The 23,360-nt window shown below is 59.5% G+C and carries 24 protein-coding genes; 8 read left to right on the forward strand and 16 right to left on the reverse strand.

What is annotated here, in order from left to right; genetic code table 11:
• On the reverse strand, positions 1–1,182 hold the full coding sequence (lpxB, locus tag QM649_RS05430; protein WP_415198002.1) for a lipid-A-disaccharide synthase: 1,182 nt from the start codon (positions 1,180–1,182) through the stop codon (positions 1–3).
• Between the two features lie 89 nt (positions 1,183–1,271).
• On the reverse strand, positions 1,272–1,490 hold the full coding sequence (locus QM649_RS05435; protein WP_415198003.1) for a hypothetical protein: 219 nt from the start codon (positions 1,488–1,490) through the stop codon (positions 1,272–1,274).
• A gap of 86 nt (positions 1,491–1,576) precedes the next feature.
• On the opposite strand from QM649_RS05435, the gene QM649_RS05440 reads away from it, so the two are divergent.
• Positions 1,577–2,194: an elongation factor P gene (locus tag QM649_RS05440; protein ID WP_415198004.1), complete on the forward strand. Its 618-nt coding sequence runs from the start codon at positions 1,577–1,579 to the stop codon at positions 2,192–2,194.
• A 499-nt stretch (positions 2,195–2,693) separates the two neighbouring features.
• On the opposite strand, the gene QM649_RS05445 is transcribed toward QM649_RS05440, so the two are convergent.
• The gene (locus QM649_RS05445; protein ID WP_415198005.1) at positions 2,694–3,434 is read right to left on the reverse strand and encodes a hypothetical protein; all 741 of its coding nucleotides are present in this window, start codon (positions 3,432–3,434) and stop codon (positions 2,694–2,696) included.
• Positions 3,435–3,563: 129 nt separating this feature from the next.
• Here QM649_RS05445 and QM649_RS05450 point away from each other — a divergent pair, with 129 nt between their 5' ends.
• Together QM649_RS05450 and QM649_RS05455 are read left to right on the forward strand one after the other, a co-directional pair.
• Positions 3,564–3,764: a hypothetical protein gene (locus tag QM649_RS05450; protein ID WP_415198006.1), complete on the forward strand. Its 201-nt coding sequence runs from the start codon at positions 3,564–3,566 to the stop codon at positions 3,762–3,764.
• A gap of 32 nt (positions 3,765–3,796) precedes the next feature.
• Positions 3,797–4,663, forward strand: a complete 867-nt coding sequence (locus QM649_RS05455; protein WP_415198007.1) for an IS1 family transposase — start codon at positions 3,797–3,799, stop codon at positions 4,661–4,663.
• Between the two features lie 7 nt (positions 4,664–4,670).
• Here the strand turns inward: QM649_RS05455 and QM649_RS05460 are convergent, their stop codons facing one another.
• The gene (locus tag QM649_RS05460; RefSeq protein WP_415198008.1) at positions 4,671–4,886 is read right to left on the reverse strand and encodes a helix-turn-helix domain-containing protein; all 216 of its coding nucleotides are present in this window, start codon (positions 4,884–4,886) and stop codon (positions 4,671–4,673) included.
• A 70-nt stretch (positions 4,887–4,956) separates the two neighbouring features.
• Between QM649_RS05460 and QM649_RS05465 the strand changes: the two genes are divergently transcribed.
• The 4 genes from QM649_RS05465 (at position 4,957) to QM649_RS05480 (ending at position 7,883) form a co-directional block, all read left to right on the forward strand.
• The gene (locus tag QM649_RS05465) at positions 4,957–5,457 is read left to right on the forward strand and encodes a hypothetical protein (RefSeq protein WP_415198009.1); all 501 of its coding nucleotides are present in this window, start codon (positions 4,957–4,959) and stop codon (positions 5,455–5,457) included.
• A gap of 13 nt (positions 5,458–5,470) precedes the next feature.
• Positions 5,471–5,698: a hypothetical protein gene (locus QM649_RS05470; RefSeq protein ID WP_415198010.1), complete on the forward strand. Its 228-nt coding sequence runs from the start codon at positions 5,471–5,473 to the stop codon at positions 5,696–5,698.
• 149 nt (positions 5,699–5,847) lie between these two features.
• Positions 5,848–6,135, forward strand: a complete 288-nt coding sequence (locus QM649_RS05475) for a hypothetical protein (protein WP_415198011.1) — start codon at positions 5,848–5,850, stop codon at positions 6,133–6,135.
• 578 nt (positions 6,136–6,713) lie between these two features.
• Positions 6,714–7,883, forward strand: a complete 1,170-nt coding sequence (locus QM649_RS05480; RefSeq protein ID WP_415198012.1) for a GGDEF domain-containing protein — start codon at positions 6,714–6,716, stop codon at positions 7,881–7,883.
• Between the two features lie 64 nt (positions 7,884–7,947).
• Here the strand turns inward: QM649_RS05480 and QM649_RS05485 are convergent, their stop codons facing one another.
• The 5 genes from QM649_RS05485 to QM649_RS05505 all read right to left on the reverse strand — a co-directional run bounded on the left by QM649_RS05485 (position 7,948) and on the right by QM649_RS05505 (position 13,549).
• On the reverse strand, positions 7,948–8,799 hold the full coding sequence (locus tag QM649_RS05485; RefSeq protein WP_415198013.1) for an NAD(P)-dependent oxidoreductase: 852 nt from the start codon (positions 8,797–8,799) through the stop codon (positions 7,948–7,950).
• Between the two features lie 30 nt (positions 8,800–8,829).
• A complete protein-coding gene (locus QM649_RS05490) occupies positions 8,830–9,609 on the reverse strand; it encodes an SDR family NAD(P)-dependent oxidoreductase (RefSeq protein WP_415198014.1) in 780 nt (259 codons plus the stop codon).
• A gap of 56 nt (positions 9,610–9,665) precedes the next feature.
• Positions 9,666–10,802, reverse strand: coding sequence for an L-dopachrome tautomerase-related protein (locus tag QM649_RS05495; protein WP_415198015.1), 1,137 nt, complete (start codon positions 10,800–10,802; stop codon positions 9,666–9,668).
• 55 nt (positions 10,803–10,857) lie between these two features.
• Positions 10,858–12,822, reverse strand: coding sequence for an ABC transporter ATP-binding protein (locus tag QM649_RS05500; protein WP_415198016.1), 1,965 nt, complete (start codon positions 12,820–12,822; stop codon positions 10,858–10,860).
• 79 nt (positions 12,823–12,901) lie between these two features.
• Complete coding sequence (locus QM649_RS05505) at positions 12,902–13,549, reverse strand: SGNH/GDSL hydrolase family protein (protein ID WP_415198017.1); 648 nt, start codon at positions 13,547–13,549, stop codon at positions 12,902–12,904.
• A 109-nt stretch (positions 13,550–13,658) separates the two neighbouring features.
• On the opposite strand from QM649_RS05505, the gene hemW reads away from it, so the two are divergent.
• Positions 13,659–14,840, forward strand: a complete 1,182-nt coding sequence (gene hemW, locus QM649_RS05510) for a radical SAM family heme chaperone HemW (protein ID WP_415198018.1) — start codon at positions 13,659–13,661, stop codon at positions 14,838–14,840.
• Positions 14,841–14,846: 6 nt separating this feature from the next.
• Here hemW and QM649_RS05515 read toward each other — a convergent pair whose 3' ends face one another.
• Genes QM649_RS05515 through QM649_RS05545 form a run of 7 tightly spaced genes read right to left on the reverse strand, consistent with a single transcriptional unit; the run spans position 14,847 to position 23,331 of the window.
• A complete protein-coding gene (locus QM649_RS05515) occupies positions 14,847–15,989 on the reverse strand; it encodes a glycosyltransferase (protein ID WP_415198019.1) in 1,143 nt (380 codons plus the stop codon).
• Between the two features lie 3 nt (positions 15,990–15,992).
• Positions 15,993–17,306, reverse strand: coding sequence for an O-antigen ligase family protein (locus QM649_RS05520; RefSeq protein WP_415198020.1), 1,314 nt, complete (start codon positions 17,304–17,306; stop codon positions 15,993–15,995).
• Positions 17,307–17,325: 19 nt separating this feature from the next.
• Positions 17,326–18,252: a polysaccharide biosynthesis/export family protein gene (locus QM649_RS05525; protein ID WP_415198021.1), complete on the reverse strand. Its 927-nt coding sequence runs from the start codon at positions 18,250–18,252 to the stop codon at positions 17,326–17,328.
• A 40-nt stretch (positions 18,253–18,292) separates the two neighbouring features.
• Positions 18,293–20,605 carry a GumC family protein gene (locus QM649_RS05530; RefSeq protein WP_415198022.1) on the reverse strand — a complete coding sequence of 771 codons (2,313 nt, stop codon included), beginning with the start codon at positions 20,603–20,605 and terminating at the stop codon, positions 18,293–18,295.
• A complete protein-coding gene (locus QM649_RS05535) occupies positions 20,602–21,582 on the reverse strand; it encodes a galactokinase (RefSeq protein ID WP_415198023.1) in 981 nt (326 codons plus the stop codon). The genes QM649_RS05530 and QM649_RS05535 overlap by 4 nt, the downstream gene beginning before the upstream one ends.
• 2 nt (positions 21,583–21,584) lie before the next feature.
• Complete coding sequence (locus tag QM649_RS05540; protein ID WP_415198024.1) at positions 21,585–22,331, reverse strand: nucleotidyltransferase family protein; 747 nt, start codon at positions 22,329–22,331, stop codon at positions 21,585–21,587.
• Entirely contained in the window at positions 22,309–23,331 is a 1,023-nt protein-coding gene (locus QM649_RS05545) for an NAD-dependent epimerase/dehydratase family protein (protein WP_415198025.1), read from the reverse strand. Before QM649_RS05545 ends, QM649_RS05540 begins: the two co-directional genes overlap by 23 nt.
• Positions 23,332–23,360 lie beyond the last annotated feature (29 nt).

Genomic DNA, 23,360 nt, shown 5'->3' on the forward strand with positions numbered 1-23,360 from the left:
TCAGTGTCCCGGCTGCTTCCCCTGCAGCATCTGGCTGGTCACGCGAGCCACGCGATCGACTGCCGTTGCTTCCTCTTGCCCTTCGGCCTTGAGCATATCCGATATCGCCCTGAGCCCGCTGAGCATCTGCTCTCTCTCGCTTCCATCCCGCAACAACGGTTCCAGCAGGGAAGCGGCCCGCTCCGCCGTAAAGTCGTTCTGGATCAGCTCCGGAACCAGTCGGCGCTCGGCAATCAGGTTCACCATCGCCACGTGCGGCACATCCACCACCCGCTTCGCCACTGCATAGGTCAACGGCGAAACCTTATAGACCACGAGGAACGGATTGCCGATCAGTGCCGCTTCCACCGTCGCGGTGCCGCTCGCCACCAGGCTTGCGCGCGCGTGCAGCAGCGTCCCCCGTGCGTCATCCGTTACCGCGACTTTCGCCTCTACCGGCACAGAAGCCAGAATCTCCTGCACCGTTGCCTTGTGCTTTGCTGTCAGGGTCGGAGCCAGCGGCAGCATGAACTCATATTGGCCCTGCCTGCTCAGAAGTGATGCCGTACGCAGCATCTCCGGCAGGTTCAGGCGAATTTCCTTGCCGCGGCTGCCCGGCAGCAGCCCGATCCACTGCTTCGTGGGGTCCAAACCCCAGCGCGATGCGAAAGTCTCTCGCGTGACCGTGGGCCGTGGAATTTCCGCCAGCGGATGCCCGACAAACTGCGCCTCGACGCCGCGTTCGCGATAGAAGGTCTCTTCAAAGGGGAAGATCACCAGCATCCGGTCGACATAGCGCTGCACCTCGCGGATGCGGTACTTCTTCCACGCCCACAGCTGTGGCGAGACGAAGTAAATCACCGGCACGCCGGCGCGCTTCAGGTGTTTTGCCAGTGAGAGGTTGACGTCGGGGAAGTCGATCAGCACGGCGGCGTCCGGCTGTTCCGCCCGGATCGATGCTTTGAGCCGCCGGTATTCGCCATAAATGCGGGGCATGTGCCGGATCACCTCGGTGATGCCCATAACGGCGACGTCTTCGGCCTTCACAATCCGCCGGAAGCCGAGGGCTTCCATCCGCTGGCCGCCGAGACCGAAGAATTCCGCCCCGGGCACCAGCTTCCGGATTGCCGGGATCAGCAGCATGCCGTAATGTTCGCCGCTTGCCTCGCCGGCCGAGACAAAGATCTTAGGTCTGCCGCTCATTTCCATCCGTACCCATCTTTCGTGTCCGGTTGTCCGCTGCACACCACGAGCTTGAGCGGAGCTGCCGAGGGCAGCCCCGCCGTTCGCGGTTAGCTGTCTTTGCGGTAGAGCAGATCCCGGATCGCCTTCCGGCGCTCCGCATTGATCTCGCTCACATTGTCGAGCGCGTCTGAAGCCGTTGTGCCGCCCTGAGCCTCTGGTTCGTCATTCACGCTGCAGTCCCAGCAGCGGTTGGCGAAGCCCGGCTTATCCGGCCTCAGTTCGAACTCTTCTCCGCACACGATGCATGTCTTGATTGGAAATGGCATTGCCCCTCTATTTTATGACTCTTCGAGGCTGCGTAACAGGCTCCGGCGCCCGGCCTTTTATACTGTGGGAAAAGCCCAGGAACAGGTTGGCAGCGACGCGCGGCCGGCAGTTCGCAGGAGAGATCACCATGGCTGCACTCATCGACGCCATCGACGTTAAGCGCAAGGGATTTTTCGAGATCGAAGGCACGCCCTTCGTCTGCCTCGACGTCGAAATTTCCACCCCCACCGCCCGCGGCGGTCAGACCCTGGTCCGCATCAAGATGCGGAACCTCCTCACCCAGGCTGTCTTTGATAAGACCTTCAAAGCCGGCGAAAAGTTCAAGGAGCCCGATCTCGAGGTCGTTCCCTCATCGTTCCTCTATTCGGACGGCGAAGGTTCCCACTTCCTCGACCAGGAGACCTTCGAAACCCACACGCTGAACGAGTCGATGATCGGCAATGCCAGCGACTATCTGCTCGAAGGGCTGATCGTAAAGGTTCACAAATTTAATGGAAACCCCATTGGCCTCGAACTGCCCCAGTACGTCGAGCTCACCGTCACCTATGCCGAGCCCGGCGCCAAGGGCAACTCGGCCAGCGGTTCGGTAACCAAGAACGTCAAGGTCGAGACCGGCATCGAAGTCGCGGTTCCGCTCTTCATCAAGGAAGGCGACAAGGTTCGCGTCGCAACCGAAAACGGCGAGTTTAACGGCCGGGCGTAAACTGGTGAGCGCTTCCGGGAAAGGCGCAGGTAGTGGGTCAGTTTGAAAAACGCGGGTATTGCGTCTGATAGAGCGCCAGCGCATCATTAAGGCATGGATATAAACACTCTGGCCAAATCCATCGTCGATCAGGCGATAGGAGAAAAGCCAAGTAAGAGAAAAGCGGAGAAGGCGATAAGGCGAGGAGCCGCGCGGGCTGAATCTTTAACACCAAAACGGCGTGCCGAGATTGCGAAAAAGGCTGCGGAAAAACGGTGGGAAAGTGGTAAAATACGTGAGGGCAGCTGAGTATTCCTCGTAGGCTACCCATCACGGTTGAGGCCATAGGATTTTCACCCTATGGTGGTATTTCGATAGTGATTACCACTCCAAACATGCGAATGGTAATTACGCATGAACGGCGAGAGCACTGACCACGGTGCATGGCTACTCTCTCCCTTCTTGTAGGATTCGCCCTAGCTCCCTTAAAGCTGGGGCGTTTTCGTCTTACGACAAAAAATTAAGAGTCTTCGTCCTCCCCATTATCGACATCGATATAGGGATTTTCATCTTCGTAAGACTCGATCATCTCTAAAAGTTTCATCGTAAACTTGCGGTCATCCGAAGCCATTTGAAACAGATCTTTTTCCGTTTTAAGCAATAGCTTTGACCCGTCGGACAGAACAATCTCACGCACAGATCCTCCAGCAGAGAGGATAGGTAGTGTGCTAGATATGTTAGCTGTAGCGGCTGGAGACTTTACGGACCGCTGCCCGGCTGTTCCGTTCGGGACTCGCTTTCTGCGCGCCCCAGATAAACTGCCTTTCTTTAGCAAGAGAGGGGATAGCGGTATCCCAGACCATCTTGCGGCCTGAAGAAAGAAGCTAGCGGCCTTTCTATGCGTTTCTCCATCCTGCCCAAATTTTCTGAGTTCCGCGTCGAAACTAGCCGGGGTAGCTTTTGTCAGATCGAGCGAAGTCAACTGTCCATAAGCCTCACGCATTACCGGCTGAAAGGCCTTGCCCCGCTGCTCAGCAGGGGTATGCGCTAGAGTGCGTAACGCTTCGGTCACCGTTCCGTCATCCTCAATGAGCCGCAAAAACTTCAGCGCACCGATCAACTGACTTTTGATCCCACCCGAGTAGCTAGGCCACATAGAAGTATCAATGCGGTCAGGTAGGAACGATCCAAAGCTATCAAGCACCACGATGAAGGTCTTAAAGGGAACATACGCAGGTGTAAGGGGTTTCGACTCCGGCATGGGAGGCCTCCTCTAAGATAAGGACAGATTACACCTGTTTAGTGCAAATCGGGCAAAAATAATTTGCCTCAATGGACTTTTTTTTGAGCCTTTACCGCAATAGAGCAAGATGTCTTATCGGAGGGCGCAATGAAGGCTGGAGATATTGTATTGGTGCCGGTTAATGGAGGTATTCTTACTGAGGCTCAAATTATTGAAATGCATGGAGATATAGTACGAGTTTCCGGTTTTGAGGAACTGGCCGTTGTTCGAGCCAAAGGGAGATCCCCCTTAGGGGTCGGCTTTCCAGTCCGTCTTATAAAAGTTATAGAAAAGGCAAATAGCAATTGAAGTATTTTGCTTAATCAAGCATAATGGTCATTATGAACTGCTTGAGCATTGCCGAACGCGCCCGGATTATCTACTGTCTGGTTGAGGGCAATAGCATCCGTGCCACAGTGCGGATGACCGGCTTTGCAAAGAACACCGTCGTCAAGCTGCTTGTAGATATGGGGGCGGCATGCATGCAGTACCACGACGATCACGTGCGCGGTCTCCACTCGAAGCGTGTTCAGTCCGATGAAATCTGGTCGTTCGTAGGGGCGAAACAGAAAAATGTAAGAGAAGAAAATGCAGACAAACAGGGAGACGTATGGACATGGACGGCTATCGATGCCGATTCCAAACTCATCGTTTCCTATCTTGTTGGACAGCGCGGCCCTCGGTGGGCAAAGGCGTTTATGGAGGATGTAGCATCGCGCATCGATAGTCGCATTCGCGTTCAACTCACTACTGATGGACTCAAGATGTATGGAGAGGCAGTAGAAGGGGCGTTTGGAATGGATGTCGATTACGCGATGCTGATAAAGCTGTACGGCAACAGTAGCCATGATCTTCGCTACAGTTCAGGCGAATGCATCGGGACACAGACTGCAGTCTTGATGGGCGATCCTGACCCTAAGCACATCAGCACATCATTTGTAGAGCGTCAGAACCTCACGATGCGCATGCACATTCGTCGCTTCACGCGTTTAACGAATGCGTTCTCGAAGAAGATGGAAAACCATGAGGCCGCAGTAGCGCTGCATTTCATGTACTACAACTTCTGCCGCATCCACAAAACGCTTCGCGTCACGCCTGCCATGGAATCCGGGATCGCGCGTCATGCTTGGACGATTGAGGAACTTGTTTCCATCATGCCCATCGAAGAGCCGAAAAAGCGCGGATCGTACAAGAATCGTGCCGAGTAACGATCAGTTAGAACCCGCGAAACAATTCTTCCATCGTCAGTTCTAGAGATTGAGCCAGCGCGTACAGCGTATCGATCCTCGCCGCCACTGCTCCGTTCTCAATCTGAGACAAGTGAGCGCGGCCTATCCCTGTCATATCGGCGAGCAAAGTCTGCGAGAGGCCTCGCTTCTCTCGCAATTCGCTAATACGACGACCCAGACGGACAGGAAAAGAAATTGCCACATTCCATCGTTCCCGGTATTTTGGTCTTGACTGTTCGGTTTACCGAACAACGAAAGGAAAGACTTTAGCTATGAAGAGAGCACTATTGCTCTGCTCGCTGCTTGCGATGCCATCATTGGTTTCAGCCCAAACAACGCCGATTGCACCGGGTTCTACTGTTTTTATTGAGCCGATGGATGGATATGAAACCTACCTGTCCGCAGCATTTCTGAAAAAACAGGTGCCGTTGACGGTCGTTTCCGACAAAACAAAAGCTCAATTCCTTATTGAAAGCACCTTGAGTCACACCCAGCCAGATTCTCCCGAAGTCGTAATCCAGAACTCGAACAGCATTGGAGGCAATTCTCAATCCGATACGTGGGATCGCGCCTATCAATCGGCGCAGGCAGCAAGAGCTGCACGTGGCGCAACGAGTGCCAGCATTTCAGTGATTGATCGAGTATCTACGCAGGTGGTATTTGCCTATTCGGTCGGCAAGAGTCGCAACACTAATCAGGAACAGAGCGCCGCAGAAGCGTGCGCAAAGCACCTCAAAGAATTCATCGAAAAGGCCGAAAAGTCGGGAAAGTGAGGGAGAGGAAATCGTGAGTATCATCCACCACATTGCTCATTTTGCAAACGAAGCGAGCGGCATCCTATTGATACTAATATGGTTTTCCATCCAATCCTGTTCTGCTGCACTTGCCGCGATCAAGAAACAGATTGAGTGCCTTCACAACGACTTCAATGTCGTAAATCATGCCCACGAGCGCGAGGACTGGGAATTTCGCCAGAAAATGGATCGCGAAGTATTTGGCGACCCCTCCACGTAGAAATGGAAATGTTCCGATTGAAAACCCTCGCTTGCCGTTAACCATCGCAGACTGCGGATAAAATCTTACGAGCGATAGCGTCAAGTCTCCCGTTAGCCTTTTGCGTAAGCTCCTTCATATTCCCAATCAAGCGAAACCGGAGGGCTGCAATGAACATGATCTCTTCTTCCGAAGCATTTTCCCAATTCTCGACATGGAAGAACTCAAAAAGACGTTTGGATGTAACTGTCATCGTGTCAGGGAAAACAGTCGACCGGCTCCCCAATGTACGGGTGTATGAAGTCGATGAATCCGCATCTGTTGTGGGACTTGTTGGTTCGACACCGCATTCATTTAAAGACTTTGACGTTGTGGATTCCATATTCTCTAGCGACTCCAGTCGAATGATTGTCATGCGAAAAGATTCAGATTGGCTTGTCTTTGAAGAATTAGCCTGAGGTTCTTCGAGGATCACACTATGTCTCAGACCGATTCATTTCCATGTCTGGCGTTCCCTTGCAGGCATTGTCAAACGCCCATAATGCTCCGGCGCGATACATATGAGCGGCAGTTTGCAAATCCATCGGCGAGGCCCAATGATTTCTACGCTGCCATTCTTGTATGTGATCTATGCAAGCATGCTGATATTTACTCTCCTCTAGAAAACTCCCCATACTACGATCCGAAGATGGTCGATATGTCGTGTAGCCATATTGAAGATACGGAGTGTTTAGCGCTTTTAAAATGCGCAGGGGAAAACAACGAATTTCAAGCACCAGTACTCGTAACTTGGAATGACGGTAGGACGACCGAGGAGAAGAGAGAAATCGAGCAATTCTGGCACGGAGAAGATTTACGTTGCCCTTCCGGCCATTCGATTCCTTGGCCATACCGGGGATAGTTCGCGATTCATTGGGCATTTTGCTTTTCCCTCTATCCGTTTTTCGTATCAAATACTTCCTTTTTCAAACTGACCCACTACCAAGGCGCAGGATTGATGCCTATGCCTTCCCGGAACAGTTAGTATGTTCAGAAAATGTTTCTTGATGCCACGCTGCTGATTCAGGATGTTCAGCTGCTTTGCTTCACGGTCGTCTTCGGAGTGCTGGCCTTCCAGCGATGGAGTGACCCGATGCGGAGGTGGCTCCTCTATGTGTTCCTTGCGAACTCCGCAGGCGCTGTCATCGACCTCTCGGCCGCGCATCTTCCTTTCTGGGTGAGCCACGCGCTGAACCAGGAGATGATGCCTTTCTCCTATGCGCTGCTAAACGTCGCGTTTGTCTTTTTTACCCGCCGCAGAAACACCGAAATCTGGCTCTCGATGGCCTTCATCGTGCTTTCATTCCCGCTGTTTCTGGCATGGATGCACCGGCCCACGACGATCTGGAGCGATGCCCTCGGGGATCTGCTGATCGCGCTGGAATCGATCATCGCCGCATGGATTCTCTTTGCCAATCGCGAGGCTGCAACCCGCGCCCCCCGTATCCTGCTCGGCGGATTCTTTATCGTGTTCATCTTTGTCGAACTGGCGCGCTTCTGCGTCGCCTTTATCCTGCATGGCGATCCTGATGTGACTACGCCCCGGCTGCAGATCATCAGTGCCGTGACGTATATCGTCAATGTGTCGCTGATGCCGCTCTGCTTTCTCTGGATGTTGCAGGCGCGCACAGAAGGCCACCTGCTCCATCAGAGCATCATCGATCCGCTTACCGGCATCCTCAACCGCCGCGGGCTCGATCAGGCGCTTACCCGTGAACTCGCACGCTCGCAGCGCTTTGGCTCGCCGCTCACCCTTGTCATTCTTGATCTCGACTACTTCAAGGCCATCAATGACCGTCACGGCCACGCGGTTGGCGATGCCATCCTCTACGGCGTGGCGACATTCCTCACCGGGCGCATCCGCCAGACCGACACCCTGGCGCGGCTGGGCGGAGAGGAGTTCGTTCTGCTTTTTCCGCACGCTGATATTTCGGTCGCCGGCAACCTCGTCGAGGAGCTTTGCCGCAAGCTGCGGGAGTGGCCCAGCTTCACGCCGGATGGAGACCATCGCGTGACCGCGAGCTTCGGCGTGGCCTGCAGTTCGATGCGGCGTCCTATCGGCGCGCAGCAATTGTTGCAGGAAGCCGACGTCGCACTCTATCAGGCGAAAGCGGCAGGCCGTGATCGCGTTCAGATCTACACGCCAACGGATGCGGTGTTGTCGTAAAGCCCCAAAGAAGAAACGCCCGATGTGAGCATCGGGCGTTTCTTCTCGTTCCGGCGATCTGCAGCTATTCGTAAAAACGAATCACCGCGGTTACATTTTCCTTGCCCATCTCCTCGGCCGCACGTTCGAAGATCGATGCAGCGGCATCGGCGATCGGCGTTTCGCTGTCCCTGGCCGTCTCCTGCAGGTAGCGGAAGTCCTTGGCCAGCAGGGCATTGGTGAAGCGCGGAGCGAAATCCTGTGCCACCATCAGCCTGGACATGCCCGCGGCTACCGGGCTGCATACTGGCATCGTCGCCAGCAGGTCCAGGGTCTTCGTTACCTCCAGGCCCTGCTTGCCGAGATAGCTCAGCATCTCCGCCCACGCCGTGATCTGGATTCCCATCAGCGCGTTGACCGCCAGCTTCAACGCCGCGCCCTGTCCGCTCGCACCGATGTGATGCGTGGGACCGGTTGCCGAGAGCACCGGCTTTACCTTCTCGAAGGCTTCCGCATCGCCGCCGGCCATCACGACCAGCTGCTTTCCATCGGCCTGAGGAAGAGAGCCCGAAACCGGAGCATCCACCAGCGCCACGCCGCGAGCCGCAGCCCTGGTCTTCAGCTCCGCAACCCACGCGGGCGTGAGCGTGCTCATTTCCACCGCAACCGCGTCGGACTTCATGCCGGTCAGCGCCCCATGCGTTTCGTTGGCCCAGACATCGGCGGAAACTGCGTCATCTGTAACCATGGCGATTACGATATCCGCGCCCAGCGCCGCGCTCTTCGGCGAGTCAGCCAGCTGCGCACCCGCTTTCACCAGCGCATCGGCGGCAGAGGCGGTGCGATTCCATACCGTCAGTTCAAAGCCTGCTTCGAGAATATTCTTCGCCATGCGCGAGCCCATCGCGCCAAGGCCGAGAAACGCTACTTTCGTCATCCTTCTTGTCTCCTTGCTATGGCTATGCGCTTAGTAAGCGGTCTTTACTACGCCGCCATCCACGCGCACAGGCGCTCCGTTGGTGGCGCTGGCGCGCTCGCTGCACAGGTAGACGGCCATGGCCGCGACCTCTTCCACCTTGGCGAGGCGCTTGTTCAGGCTCGTGGGACGCACGTCGCGGATAAACTCGCGCTCTACCTGCTCCTCACTGATCCCTTTTTCCTTCGCCATCTTCTGAATGATCGCGGTTACGCCTTCGGTCTCCGTGGGGCCGGGAAGCAGGCTGTTCACCGTTACACCACTGCCGGGAATCGTCTCTGCAATGCCGCGGGCGAGTGCGATCTGCGCAGCCTTCGTGACCCCGTAGTGCACCATCTCGTTGGGAATGTGAATACCGCTTTCGCTCGAGATGAAGAGCACGCGTCCCCACTTGCGCTCGAGCATGCCCGGCAGATACTGCCGCGTCACCCGCGCGCCGCTGAGCACGTTCGTCTCGAGAAACCGCAGCCACTCAGAGTCCTCAATCTCGAGAAAAGGCTTGTTCTCGAAGATCCCGAGGTTGTTTACCAGGATGTCGATGTCTTTCACTTCGGTGAAGAGTTTCTTCGCGCCCTCCGCGGTTGCCAGATCGGCGACGACGCCCTTTGCATCGCCCTTTACCTGTGTCAGAGCCTCGTCCACACGCGCCTGCGTGCGGCCATTCACCCACACCGTTGCGCCTTCGGCAGCGAGTTCCTTCGCGATCGCCAGCCCGATGCCAGCCGTCGATCCGGTGACGAGTGCGCGCTTTCCTTTAAGTCCGAGATCCATGATGCAAACTCCTTAACATATGCAGAACTATGAAAATGTCCGTCCCAGGGACGGGCTTACGAAACAGGATGTCCATTGACCCTGATGCGAAAAAGCACATAGGGTTTTACCCGCTCGTCGTGGCCGTGATGAAACTTTGGCATGCGATGCAACTGGTTGGCGGTGAAGTAGAGATATCCGTTGTTTGCCAGCGATAGCGTGTCCGGCCACAGAATGCGAGGGTCGTGTGCAATCAGTTCAAAGCCGCCTGCCGGCGACCAGCGCCGGATCGAATCATTTTCCAGATCGCCGAAGTACACGTGGCCCTCGGCGTCCGCCTCCATGCCATCCGACATCCCCTTGTCGCCCATGTCTTCGACGGCCTTCGCCAGCTTCGCATCGTCCACCTCCGGATTCGCCAGCAGTTCTGCCGGTACACGGTAGAGGTGGCGGCTGAAGATCGGACAGTAGTAGAGATAGGTGTGGTCGCCGCTGAGAGCGATGCCATCGGCCGCGTCCCTGGGCTTTGCGGGCTTGCCGTCAGCCCCTTGAGTCAGGAGGGCCTGCCCTTCGAGAAATGGCTGAAAGGTGGAATCGGCTTCCGTCGAATGGTCGTGGGTCAGCCGCTTCCAGCTCTTGCCGCTTTTCAGGTCCACGACGATCAGTCCGTGCGTTGTCTCTGAAGAATCGGTGATGTATGCGCGGTCGCGCACGTCATCGAGGCGCACGTCGTTCATGTAGGAATCCGCCGGGGCTACTTCGCGGGGAAAGACGATGGTTCGCTCCACGGAATTGCTGAACAGGTTCACTTCTACCAGCTTCGCTCCTCCCAGAGGAGCCGGTGCTCCCTCCACGCGTCCGGTGTCGAGGATCCAGAGATGGTCCTTCGCGTCCACGACAACGCTCTGCACGGACATCAGCTTCTTCGCAGGATCGACGTTTCCGGATTGCGGCAGTCCGGCGGGGAAGGGAACCGCGTGCCCATCCTTCCACTCGACGACAGTCGCATCGACCTTATCGCCCCAGTGAGGGAAATTGAAGAAGATGCGTCCCTGTCTGGAGACGGTAACGCCCGTGGGCATCGGCCCGGAATTGAGCTTGGCTACTACTTCAAGCTGCCCCACGGTGCGGTCGGTTGAAATTTCCTGCGCCGGGAGACGTGCACCGATCAGGCACACGCCGAGCGGGAGGAGGAAGAGCCACGAACGATTCATCCTCGATAGGATTCAAAAACGCAGTGTGGGGATTCAGCGCCGGCTATGGGCTGCTTCAGTTTGCGCCTGCCGCGAGGGTCGGTGTCAGGCCCTCCGCAGGCAGGCCCAGTTCCTGGTCCCGGTACTGCAGCCGGTAAAGCTTCCAGTAGAGACCGTGCTGTGCCAGCAGTTCCTGGTGCGTGCCCATTTCGCGCAGCTGTCCCTTGTGCATCACCAGAATCACGTCCGCCCGCTGCACGGTCGAGAGGCGATGCGCGATCACGATCGAGGTTCGCCCTTCGATCATGCGCTCGAGAGCGATACGCACACGGATCTCCGTGTCTGTGTCCACGGAGGAAGTCGCCTCGTCGAGGATCAGCACGCGCGGATCATGCGCCAGCGCACGCGCAAAGTTGACAAGCTGCTTCTGTCCGGTCGAGAGGGAGTTGCCACGCTCGCGCAGCTGCTCTTCATACTGATGGGGGAGCGACTGGATAAAGTCATGCACATTCACCTGCTCGGCAGCTACGCGCATCTGCTCGTCGGTGATGCGCATGGTCCCGAGCCGGATGTTGTCGGCAATCGTTCCGCTGAAGAGCACCGGGTCCTGCAGCACTACGCCGAAATGCTCGCGCAGAGTGCGCAGTTCGTGCTCGCGTACATCGAGCCCATCCACCAGCACCGCGCCGCGCTGCACATCGTAGAAGCGCATGGCCAGGCTGATAATGGTCGATTTACCCGCGCCCGTATGACCTACGATCGCCGCAGTCTCGCCCGGCTGCACGGAGAAGGAAACGCCGCGCAGGATCCACTCGATCTCGTCCATTGCCGCGAGTTCTTGTTCGCTCGCCGTCGCGATCTTCGCGGCCTGCTCGTCCGTCAGGTGCTGATAGGTAAACCAAACGCCGCGGAATTCGATCGATCCTGAATTGTCTCCCTGCTTCGGATGCGCGGGAGAAACAATCTCCGGCGCGGTGTCGAGCAGCTTGAAGACGCGCTCGCTCGCTGCCATCGCCGCCTGCAGGATGTTGTACTTCTCGCTCAGGTCCTGGATCGGACGGAAGAAGCGCTGCGCATACTGGATGAACGCGACCAGGATGCCCACCGTCACCGCCTCGCGGAGGACGCCGCGTCCGCCAACCCAGATCACCAGTGCGATCGCCACCGAGCTGAAGATTTCAACCGCGGGATAGTAGAGCGCGTAGGCCAGGATCGAATCCTTGAAGGCCTCCATGTGCGTGCGGTTCACCGCTTCGAAGTCGCGGAAGGCGCGGTCCTGGCGATTGAAGAGCTGCACCAGGCTCATGCCGGAGACGTGCTCCTGCGTAAAGCTATTGATCTTTGCAATCGCGGCACGGATGCGGCGATAGGAATCACGCACGTATTTGCGGAAGATGCGCGTAGCCACCAGGATCATGGGCAGCACGGCAAACGTGAGAAGCGCCAGCCACCACTTCATGCGTAGCATCACAAAAACGATGCCGGCCAGCACAAAGATGTCTTCAAAGATGGCGAAGACACCGGAGGTGAACATCTCGTTCAGCGCGTCCACGTCGCTGGTGAGCCGCGTGACAAGCCTGCCTACCGGATTGCGGTCGTAGAAACCGACATGCATCGATTGCAGATGGCCGAAGATCTGCTTCCGCATGTCGAACATGATCTTCTGGCCGGTCCACTGCATCAGGTAGGTCTGGATAAACTCCAGGATGTAGCTCAGCAGCAGCGCTCCGAGGTAGATCATCGCCACCTGCGTAATACCGGTGGCCGCATCGCTGCTCAGCCAGCGCGCAAGGAACGCGCTCTTTGTGCCTGCCGCGCCCGCATGCCCGGTCATATAGCGATCGATCGCTACTTCCATCAGGTACGGTCCCAGTACATCGCAGACGGCCTTGATCACAATCGCGATGACCGAGATCGCGGCCGCCCACTTGTATGGATACAGATACTTCAACAGCCGCCGCATCAGCCGGGCATCGTACGCCTTGCCGACTACTTCATCATCCTGCTGCTGCGCCTGCTTTTTCTTATTCTCTTCCGCCATGCACCCGCCACATCCAGTCTACCGGGATTAGGATGTGCCGACCTCGCCGGACGATTCCGGAAGATCGGGTTCGAGACAGTTATCCTTTAGGCCAGAAAGCATTTACCGTTTCGAGCCACGCCTTCGCCATGAGTTCGTGCCCGGCGTAAGTCTCATGCACGCCGTCCCAGCTCCAATAGATGGCCGGTGCGCGCTTGCAGGCGGCATTCAGCACGTCCTGATACATGACTTCCGGCAGGTGATACTTCGCCGCAAGCTTCGCGACGATATCCTGCCGCTTTTTCACCTCCGCCAGCTCAGCGGCGTAGTCATCGTGATGCTTGCCCACCGGCATCAGGAACGGCTCGCCGAGCACGATTTTGATGCCCGGCAGCGCAGTGAGCGTCTCGCTGATCAGGTGGTCATAGGTCGTCTCGTACTGTTCGATGGTCTCACCGGGTATGACGAAGTCATTGATGCCGACGAGGATGCTGAGCAGATTAGGCTTCAGATTCAGTGTGTCGGTCTGCCAGTGCTTTTCCAGATCGATGACCCGGCTGCCGCTGATGCCGCGATTGAGGAAGGTCAAGTCGCGCTCAGGGAATTCTTCTCCCACCTGTGCCGCGATGAGATAGGGATAGCTCTGACCCATGGTGTGGTTCAGGTCCTGGCTGCCGATCCAGCGGCCGCCATCGGTGATGGAATCGCCCTGGAACAGGACAACATCGTGAGGATGAAAAACCGGCATTGCCTCCTGTGCCGGGAGAGACGGAGCAAGGGGCAGAGAACCGCAGAGCATGAGAGCCGTGGCAAGAAATCGCATGGCGAAAGTGTAGCGTGGGAAAATAAGAGTTGGCATGGACCCTGTCGGACTCTACATCTCGATTCCTTTCTGCCGGTCCAAGTGCACCTACTGCAACTTTGCCTCCGGTGTCTTTCCGCTCTCGCAGATGGATCGCTATCTCGATCGTCTCGAAGCGGATCTCCGCGTTGCCCGCGAGTCTGCGCCCTGGCGAAAAGCTCTGCCAGCGCAGGCCGATTCTATCTATTTAGGAGGCGGCACACCGTCGCTCCTCTCCGCCGCGCAGGTCGAGCGCCTCTTTGCGATGCTGCGCCGCGAGTTTGAACTCCTGCCCGCATCCGAGATCACGGTCGAATGCGCTCCGGGCCAGCTCGAAGACGAGACCCTCGCGGCCATGGCTGCGGCCGGTGTCAATCGCCTGAGCTTCGGAGTGCAATCTTTTATCGATGACGAGGCAAAGCACACCGGCCGCCTGCACACCCGCGTCATGGCGCTTGAGGATGTCGCTCGCGTCCGCCGCGCAGGCATAGCGCGCATCAGCCTCGACCTCATCGCCGGCCTGCCGGGACAGACAGCGGCCTCGTGGCGCGAATCCATGGAAGTCCTCATCGGGTCCGGCGTCGATCATGCAAGCCTCTACATGCTCGAAGTCGACGAAGATTCGCGTCTCGGCCGCGAGATCGAAAACGGCGGCCTCCGCTACTACGCTCCGCAGGTGCCGTCCGACGAGGCGATTACCAGGATGTATCTCGAAGGAGCCTTGATGCTCGAATCTGCTGGCCTCCCTCAATATGAGATTTCGAACTTCGCTCGTCCCGGCCACGAGTCCATACATAACCTCAAATACTGGCAGCGCAGGCCTTACCTCGGTTTAGGACTCGACGCTCACTCCATGCTTCGCGATGCCGAAGGCCGGGTTGTGCGCTTTGCGGCGACCGACGACCTGCCGCGTTTTCTGGAAGGCGCGGCCTGGGACGATGCGCACCCGCTGACCCGTGAAGAGGAGCTGGAAGAAGCGTGGTTTCTCGGGCTGCGGCTCAATCGCGGCATATCTCTGCCAGATCTGGAAGCAGAGTTCGGGACCGCTGCACTTGCACCCTTGTCTCCGGTGCTTGAAGGGCTGGAAGCCGAGTCGCTGCTGGTCAGGCGCGGAGAGCGGATCGCACTGACGCCAAAGGGAAGAATGCTGTCGAATGAGGTGTTTGAGCGGTTCCTGCTGTCTCAGCCGGTGGCGTAACAGGCTCTAGGCAATTCGCCGGGCGGTAGCCTCGACCACGCGATCGTAGATGTCTTCAAGCAGAGCCGTTTGCCGCTGGATGTCGAAGAACTCGGCGGCGCGGCGTTGTCCCGCTTCGCCGAACTGGATCAGCAGCTCCCGGTCGCTCAACAGCCGCTCGATGGCCTCGCCCAGGGCACGCTCATCTCCCGGAGGAGCCAGCAATGCCGTTTCTCCATGGACGACCGCCTCGTCGACGCCGGGCCCCTGGAATGACACAACAGGCAATCCCATCGCCTGCGCTTCGCACATTACCGTAGGCAGCCCCTCGGAGTCGCCGTTGCGCCCCACGATGCTCGGTGCTCCCAAAACCTGGGCTCTCTGCATCCAGCTGCGGACCTCATCATGCGGTTGCATGCCGAGAAACTCCGCCCTGACCCCCAGCGTGCGTGCTTCTTCTTCCAGTTGCGCGCGGAGAGGGCCGTCTCCCAGCAGCACCAGCCGTGCATGTGGCAGGCGGGCCTGCACGCCCTGCATCGCGCGAATAAGGTGGATCGCGCCCTTCTTTTCGACCATGCGGCCGACAAATAAAACGATCGGTTCCTGCTTTTCCGCCGGGAGGAAGCGGGCCAGATCGATGCCAATGCGGTGCACAACCAGCTTCTCTTCGGGAAATCCGCGCTCCAGCGCGATCTGCCGGATGTGCTCCGAAACGCAAACGAATAGCGAGGCCCTGCGCCACAGCTCGGCGCGCCGGCTTAGATACATCCGGCCGAAGAGGGAATCGCGAAAGGCATGGTCGCCATTGGTCACATCGAAGCCATGGAGCGTCACGATCAGCGGTACGCCGAGGAGCTTCTGCACCTTGACGGCGAGGCTTCCGTCCGGCGCGAAGTGCGCGTGGATCAGGGATGGGGCGATCTCCTGCAGCCGCCGGTGAAAGCTCGGGGACACGCGGCTGAGCAGGTAGGCGCGCCGGATCAGCTTGTCCTGGAAGTTGTTGCTGCTGGTGACCGACAGCACTCTGGCCGCGTCCAGCGTCAGGCCCTGTTCATTGCGGCGCAATCCGGCAAACCAGGGGGTGTACCGCTTGAGGGAAGCGGTCTGATTCGTGATGAACGTCTCGGACGGTGGCAGCAGGTCAGTTCTGTAGATAAGAACGCGTTTCAATCTCTATCCCTGTGTGACTCTCGTGCGGCGTGCCATGCGCAAATTGGCCTTTGCTGCGCGTGCGGAGGAAACAACTCCTGCCAATCGATCTTCGCACCGCAGCAATTCCAGGTCACTCAAAACTGTAACGTAAATGACCCAGAACAAACCGTTGTAAATGAGTAATGTATTCTCATCCAGGTCATAAAGCCCGACCAACAGCAGCAGGAGAAGAAACCAGATCTGCCGTCGTCCGTCCGCCCTCTGAATTCTGGATCCGAGTATCAGCCAGGCGCGAGCGTAGCTGCAGAGGAAGATGGCGAGGCCAACGGTACCCAGCTCCAGCGCGATCTCCAGAAATCCGTTATGGGCATGATAGACGATAAAGCGGACCGCGGCCACGACCCGAAACGCTTCTCCCTGCAACCCCCGCCAGAATCCCGCGTACCCCCATCCCAAAAGGGGATGCTCGCGCACGAAGGGCCAAACCTGCGCCCAGATCTGCGTTCTCCCGCTCAGGGTAGAGTCCCGGCCAAGGAGTGCCATACCGTCCCGCCAGTGCAGCGCGAGCACTCCTGCCGCGACCGCAGCGGTCGTCCCGAGAATCATGCCCAGCAGAATGCGGCTTCGCGGGGTTGTCGCCAGCATCCATCTCACGATGGCATAAACCGCCAGGGTGAGCGCTTCCACGACCCATGCTCCGCGTGAACCGCTCATGGCCATCACAAACAGGAAGAGAAGCATGGCCGGCAAACTGCGCAGAAAGCCCCGGTCCTCACCGAGAACTACCGCAGTCGCCAATACCATGATTCGTCCGCAGGCGTTTTTAGAGGTGAAGACCCCCTGCCAGTCCGTGGCGTGCCCGGTCGAGCGGTCGAGCGCCATTCCCGGCGCCAGAGCCACCATGACAATCGTCGCCAGGGCGAGCCCCATCATGCTCACACGCAGAATGGCGAGCTGCCGGTGCACAGGGAAGCGCACGGCGAACCATAATCCAAAGAGCCCCGCCATCGCAAAGGGTACGGAGCGTCGCAAGGTATAGGTGGGGAACTGGGACCATGCGGAGGAGGCGATCGCCAGCAGCGCCAGTCCCAGCGTCCACTGCATGGCGCCGACCCAGCGGACAACCCGCCGCAGGTCCAGCAGGAGCAGCATCGCGATACTGCCGTAGACGGCGCCCTGGCTCAGGATGCCGCCCCAGAACATCACTCCGGACGCAGCCTGCCCGGTTGTTTCGAGGGCCTGGTTTGGCGCGATGAACGGCACTGCGCCCTGTACGGCAAAGAACGCCAGCAGGGCAGCGCACAGAATTTCCTCCAGCCCGGGCGAGCCGTCCATCGCGAGCGCTGTGTTCCCGCTAATGGCTGGCATAGATCGCGGCCGAGCTCGCCGAAGCCACGATCGCGGTGGCGCCCATCAGGATGTGCTTGCCCAGGTGGAAGGGCACGTACACGACATCGTTTGCCTGCAACAACAGGTCCGGGACCTCGCCCCGCTCCATTTCCTTGAGCGGAATCTCTTCCTCGTCGATGTCCCCGTCATGATTGCGCACCAGCCGTACGTGTTCTTCAGAGGCGGTGTGGTTCGCGCCACCGGCCATCGCTATGGCCTGCAGCATGGTGATGCGCGATTCGTTCTGCATGAGGTAGCCGCCGGGCCTGCCCACATCTCCCAGCACATAAACAATTCCCGCTTTCGGGACGACGATCCGGTCTCCGGCGCGGATCTGCACGTTGGCCTCGAGCGCATCCGCTGCCTGATTCGAGAGAAAGACCTGGGCCGGGGTTCGGCCATCGCTGTGCTCGATCATCAGGTGCCGGTCGGCCGCGTCGGTAAGGCCTCCCGACATTGCCAGTACATCCAGCAATGTGCGCGGCGACGGCAATAGGTAGGTTCCTGGGCGCGCGACCTGGCCAAGCACCGCGACCTGCTGCGTCGCAAACTCCTGCACCAGCACGGAGACTTCGGGATGGCGCAGATAGCCTCCTGCTTCAAGCCGGTGCGCGATAGCGTTGCCCGCTTCATCCGGTGTCAGACCGCTCACGCGCACCTGCCCGGCCAGCGGGATATCGATTTCCCCCGAGTCCCGGACGCGAACGCGCCGGTCCATCTCCGGCTCGCGCAACACCGTTATCGCCAGCAGATCGCCGGGCCCGATGCGCAGGCTCTCCTCGCCGTCCGCCTGCTTCGGCAGGCTCGTAGGCGCGAGGAGTGTCGAAGTCGCGGTAGCGGGCATGTTCTGCGCAATTCCGGCACCCGTCGCCGAAACAAGCAGTACCGCCACGAGAATTAACCAAGTTTGCCGTGCCGTGCGCATACTCGCTCTAAGCGCTCCTTCCGCCGATGAGTCCGTAATAATCGCGAAAATCGTGCGAGGCATGCATGATGCCGTTCAGCACCACGCGCAGCGTGCCGCCTTCAGGGATGTGCTCCTGCAGCACGGCCAGCGAGCGTCGTACGGCCTGATGCGCCGTCGAGCCGTGCCGCGCCACCAGGATCGTCACATCGCTCATCTGCGCGAGCAGAGCCGCATCGGTGGCCGAAAGCACCGGAGGGCTGTCGAGCAGAACCACGTCGTAGTCCAGCCGCCAGTCCTTCAGCAGGTCGTGCATGCGCTCCGAGGCCAGCAGCTCCGCGGGCGTGGATGCCGCCGCATCGCCGCACAGGACGGAGAGCTGGGGCAGGCCGGGATATCGCCGGATCACCGGCCGGCTGCCTTCGTCCAGTGCACTCTCCAGGCCGGGCCCAGAGACGACTCCCAGCTCGCGATGGATGTCGGGACGGCGCAGGTCGGCGTCTACCAGGAGCACTCGTTTGCCGAGTTGAGCCATCATGCCGGCAAGGTTTGCGGCGATCGTGCTCTTGCCCTCACCCGCCACTGCGCTGGAGATGAGCACAACCTGAGATCGCCGCCCACCGCGCAGCCGTAGCAGGGAGGTTCGCATCGCCCGCAGTGCTTCGAGGAAGAGGCCAAGCCGGATGCGGTCAGGCACATCGGTCTGCGTAAGAAATAACGGCGAGGGCTGAGATTCGCCCGCATCGCCAGGCCTGACCCTTCCGCCGCGTCGGAATGTCCCCCGTAGGCTTCCGAAGTCCGGGAGAACGCCCAGCAGCGGCGCACCGGCTTCCTGCTCCAGTTGATTGAGCGATCGCACCGAGGGGTCGAAGCGCTCTGCCGTCCAGCCTCCGGCACACCCCAGCATCAGGCCCCCCATCAGCGCTCCTGCGTAGATCAGCACGGTGCGCGGGCTGCTTGGACGATGTGTTGGAGGAACCTGCGCCGGGGCCACGACAGTCAGATTGGTGGAGCGCAGGCCTTCGAGCACGCCAGCCTGCTTCAGCTTTGCGAGCAGGCTGTCGTAGACCGTCCGGCTGCTGTCAGCCTCCTGCCGCGCCAGTTGATACGTGACCGCGCGGCTGCTCACAGCGTCGGCCAGCGACCTTTGCTTATCGAATGCGTCGCGCGCGGCATTCTCGCTGGCCACGGCAATCTGTAAATCCGTCTTCGCTCGCTGGTCCATGCGCGCGGCCTCATCGCGAATGGACTTTTGCACGCCGCCGAGCTCGGCCTGCAGCTCTGCCATGCGGGGATGCGACGGACCGTACCGCGCATCGTTCTCCGCAATCTCCGCCTCGAGCTCTGCCTCGCGTGTGCGCAGCGCCTGGACCACCGTCAGCTGCGGGCCATAGCCGGGTGCGCCATTGCCGCCGCTGCCGGTGAGTGCGGGCAGCAACTCGGGATCACCGCCCGATGCAGCCTGCTCCACCGCCTGCATCAGGATGCGGTTGGTCTCCGCTGCCGCCAGCCGCTGGTTGAGCGCCGTCAGCCGGTCGAGCACGATGTTGTGCCCCGCGTCGTCCCCATAGATGCCGGTATCGCGCTGGAGACGGTCGGCACGCGCCTCGAGGGTCTGCGTCTGCGCGCGCAGTCCTTTGAGCTGCCCCGCCAGCCAGTCCGAAGCCTGTGCCGTCGCCTCGAAGCGCGCCTGGTAGGTGTACTCCGTGAGCGCCAGCAACAGGCGATTCACGACTTCCGTCGCCAGATAGGGGTCGGGATTCGAGTAACTCACGTCGATGAGCCGTGTGCCTGCCTGTGCCTTCACCTTCAGATGGCTGGTGAAGGTCTTGAGCGCGGTGTATCGCCGGTTCGGTGCATCTTCGAGCCGGATGTTCATCGGCTCCAGTGGCTTTCGCCAGAAGAACAGCCATGCGGGGGGATGCCAGCCGCTCGTGTGTTGCGGAAAGTAGTCGTGCGTGGTTTCGAGCCCCACGTCGCGCATGACCTTGAGGGCAAGCGTCGGCGACTCGAGGATCTTCGCCTCGGTCTCAAGCGTCATGCTGTAGTCGAGAGAATCCGCATCGGCCTGCGCGTTCTCTCCGTTGACCGAACTCTCAAGTCCGAAGGCAGCCGGGGATTCGCGCTGCACCTCGATCTCACCCGTAGCCTCGAAGCGCGGTGTCGCGAGCAGGCAATAGGCTGTCGCCAGCGCGAGCATCGCTCCCACGGACCAGTAAAGCCATGCCTTGCGGCGCTGCATGGCCTTCCATACGTCGAGCAGTGTCCACTCGCGCCGGGGATGCATGTACAGCTCGCTGAGCTCGAGCGGACGGCCCGCCATCCATCCCTGCTCTCTCATGCGCTTCTCGTGTGTACGACGGAGCCGTCGAAGTCGAACTGGAAATCCATCTCCTCCGCGCCCGCTTCCCGCATGCACTCTCGCAGACGTCTCCGGTCAAAGGTCTGAAAGAGAAGAAAGCCGCAGCCGCCTGCCCCGACAAGCTTGCCGCCGCGCGCGCCACCCCGGCTGCGGGCGGCTTCATAGAGTGCATCGACCCGCTCATTGCTCATGCTTTTGCCGCGAGCCCGCTTGCGTAGCCAGTGCTCATGCATCAGCGGGCCGAACTCCGCCACCTTTCCGGCTTCGAGCACGCTGCGAATCTCCAGCCCCAGTTCACGTGCGAAGTGCAGTCCCGCCAGCATCTCAGGATCGGCCTCGTCGGTGCGCTGCTGCTGCTCTCTCAGGATCGAGGACGCCTGCCTCGTATCGCCGGCGAAGAACAGCATGAGCGAATCGTGAAACTCGCGCAGCGCCTCGTCGCTCATGGCCAGTTGTTCGAGCTTTACGGTTCCATCGGGATGATAGTGCTGGCACAGCAGGCCGCCGTAGGCCGCAATGTATTGATCCTGTTTGCCGACAGGCTCGCGCAGCCGCACCATTTCAATCTCGATGGCCAGGCGTGCCAGCAGTTCCGGAGTGACAGGCTCCCGCTTGTATGCGTGTAGCAGGTGCACGAGTCCAACCACAAAGGCTCCCGAGGGTCCCAGCCCGGTTCCCGCGGGGACATCACCAATGCTCACGATCTCCAGCGGCTCCTGCACGCCGAGCATCTCGATCGCCTGGCGCAGCAGAGGGTTATGAATCTCGCTGACCTCTGCCACATGTTCGTTCACCGAGTAGCGCAGCAGGTAGCCGTGCCTGAAGCTTCGGTTGGCGGTGAGGTAGATGTATTTGGTAATTGCGCCGGAAATCACGAACCCCCCGAAGCGCTGATAGTACGAAGGCAGATCCGTTCCTCCGCCTCCGATCGAAATACGTAACGGTGTCCGTGTCATAATCACGGCGCGACCTCCCTTCGCCCATGCGGGTACGTGCGCAGATAAAGATCCGTCTCTGCCAGCCCGCGCGGCGAGCCAATCTCGTAGAACCGTTCTGTGACTTCGAAGGCAGCCATCTGCCTGTTCGCGGCCAGCATGCGCTGTATTTCCGTCAGAGGAAATGTGGCTTCAGCCGGCCACGCTCGAAACGGATCCGCGGTGAAGAGGCTCAGCCCGTAGTCGATGTACTCCATATCTGCGGATACACCGTGGCCGTACTGCGCGACCAGTCCATCGTGCAGCTTCACATTGCTTACATCCCAGCGCCCGCGGTTATTGAAGATGGTCATCAAGGCCGGCAGCCGGCTCTGCAGGAAAGCCCTGTAGATTGCGGAGAAGTCTGCTTCGAGATAGCTGTCGCCGTAGAGCACAAAGAACTCTTCGCCCAGCAGGGGCAGCGATTTGCGCAGTGCTCCGCCGGTGCCCAGTGGCGCCGGGCCGTCATGCGAATAGCGCACCCGCAAACCGAAATCGCTGCCGTTTCCGGCATAGCGTACGATCGGCTCGGAAAGGTGACCGCAGCAAAGTACGGCATCGGTGATGCCGCGCCGTGCCAGTCCACGCAGCTGATGCCCGAGAAACGGCTCGCCCGCAACCGGCAGCATCGCCTTCGGTAGGCTCTCCGTTGCCGGATGCATTCGTGTTCCCAGGCCGCCGGCGAGGATCGCCACCGGAGGCAATCCTTCAGACCACGGCTGTGCGTTCATCCGCAAGCATCTCCTCGAGTGATTTCTGTATCGCCTCCCAGCTGGTGTGCTTCGATCTCCAGCCGAGATTCCGCAGCTTCGTGCAGTCCAGGCGTACCACTGGCACATCGCCTTTCCATCCCCGATCGCCGCCTGTGTAGGTGAGCGACGGCCGCGCGCCCAGTGCTTTGGCGGCCATCTCTGCGATCTCGGTCACGGTGATTCCGTCTTCCGGCGAAACATTGAAGACGGCGTAGCGTTCGCTCGACCGCGCCTCGGCTAGCAGCACCGCCTCTACCACATCCGATACATGGACATAGCTCTTGCTCTGGCGCCCGTCGCCCAGCACGCGCAGCTGCGCAGGGTCCTGCTGCAGACGGCGCAGGAAGTCGTAGCCGACCCCATGTGTCTGCCTTGCACCCACAACGTTGGCGAAGCGGAAGGCGCATGCCGTCATGTCGAACATCGCGCAATAGCTGGCGATCAGCGCCTCACCGGCAATCTTGCTTGCGCCGTAGGTGGAGGCCGGAGCGAGGGATGCATCCTCCTCGCGCAGGACGCGCGTGCCGGCATCGCCATAAACGCCGCTGCCTGAGGCATACAGCAGACGCGGCACTCCGCATTGCCGCGCCGTCTCCACAACGCGCTGCGTGAGTTCTGTTCCTTCACGGAAATCGATCTCAGGCTCGCGTGCGGCACGGGCGATGTCGGCATTGGAGGCCAGGTGAATCACGACGTCGTGCTCTTCCATCGCCTGCCGCAGTAATGGCGCATCGTGTACTTCGCCGCGCAGCAGTTGAAAGCGCGGATTCCCGCCATCGAGATGCTGCTGAAGGTGCCAGTGCCTGCCGGTCCGGAAGTTATCGAACACCGTGACGGACTCCGTGCTCTCTTCCGACAGCAGGCGATCGACGAAATGGCTTCCGATGAATCCCGCGCCGCCGATGATGCAATAGCGTCGCATACGAAAGCCGGGCGTGGCTTCTGTCCATGATGAAGACTCGGTGTGCGCGGAGAGCATGGCTCGACACCTCCTCTGGCTGCCTGCTA

It is taken from the genome of Silvibacterium sp. (assembly GCF_047605705.1).
GTDB lineage: Bacteria > Acidobacteriota > Terriglobia > Terriglobales > Acidobacteriaceae > Silvibacterium.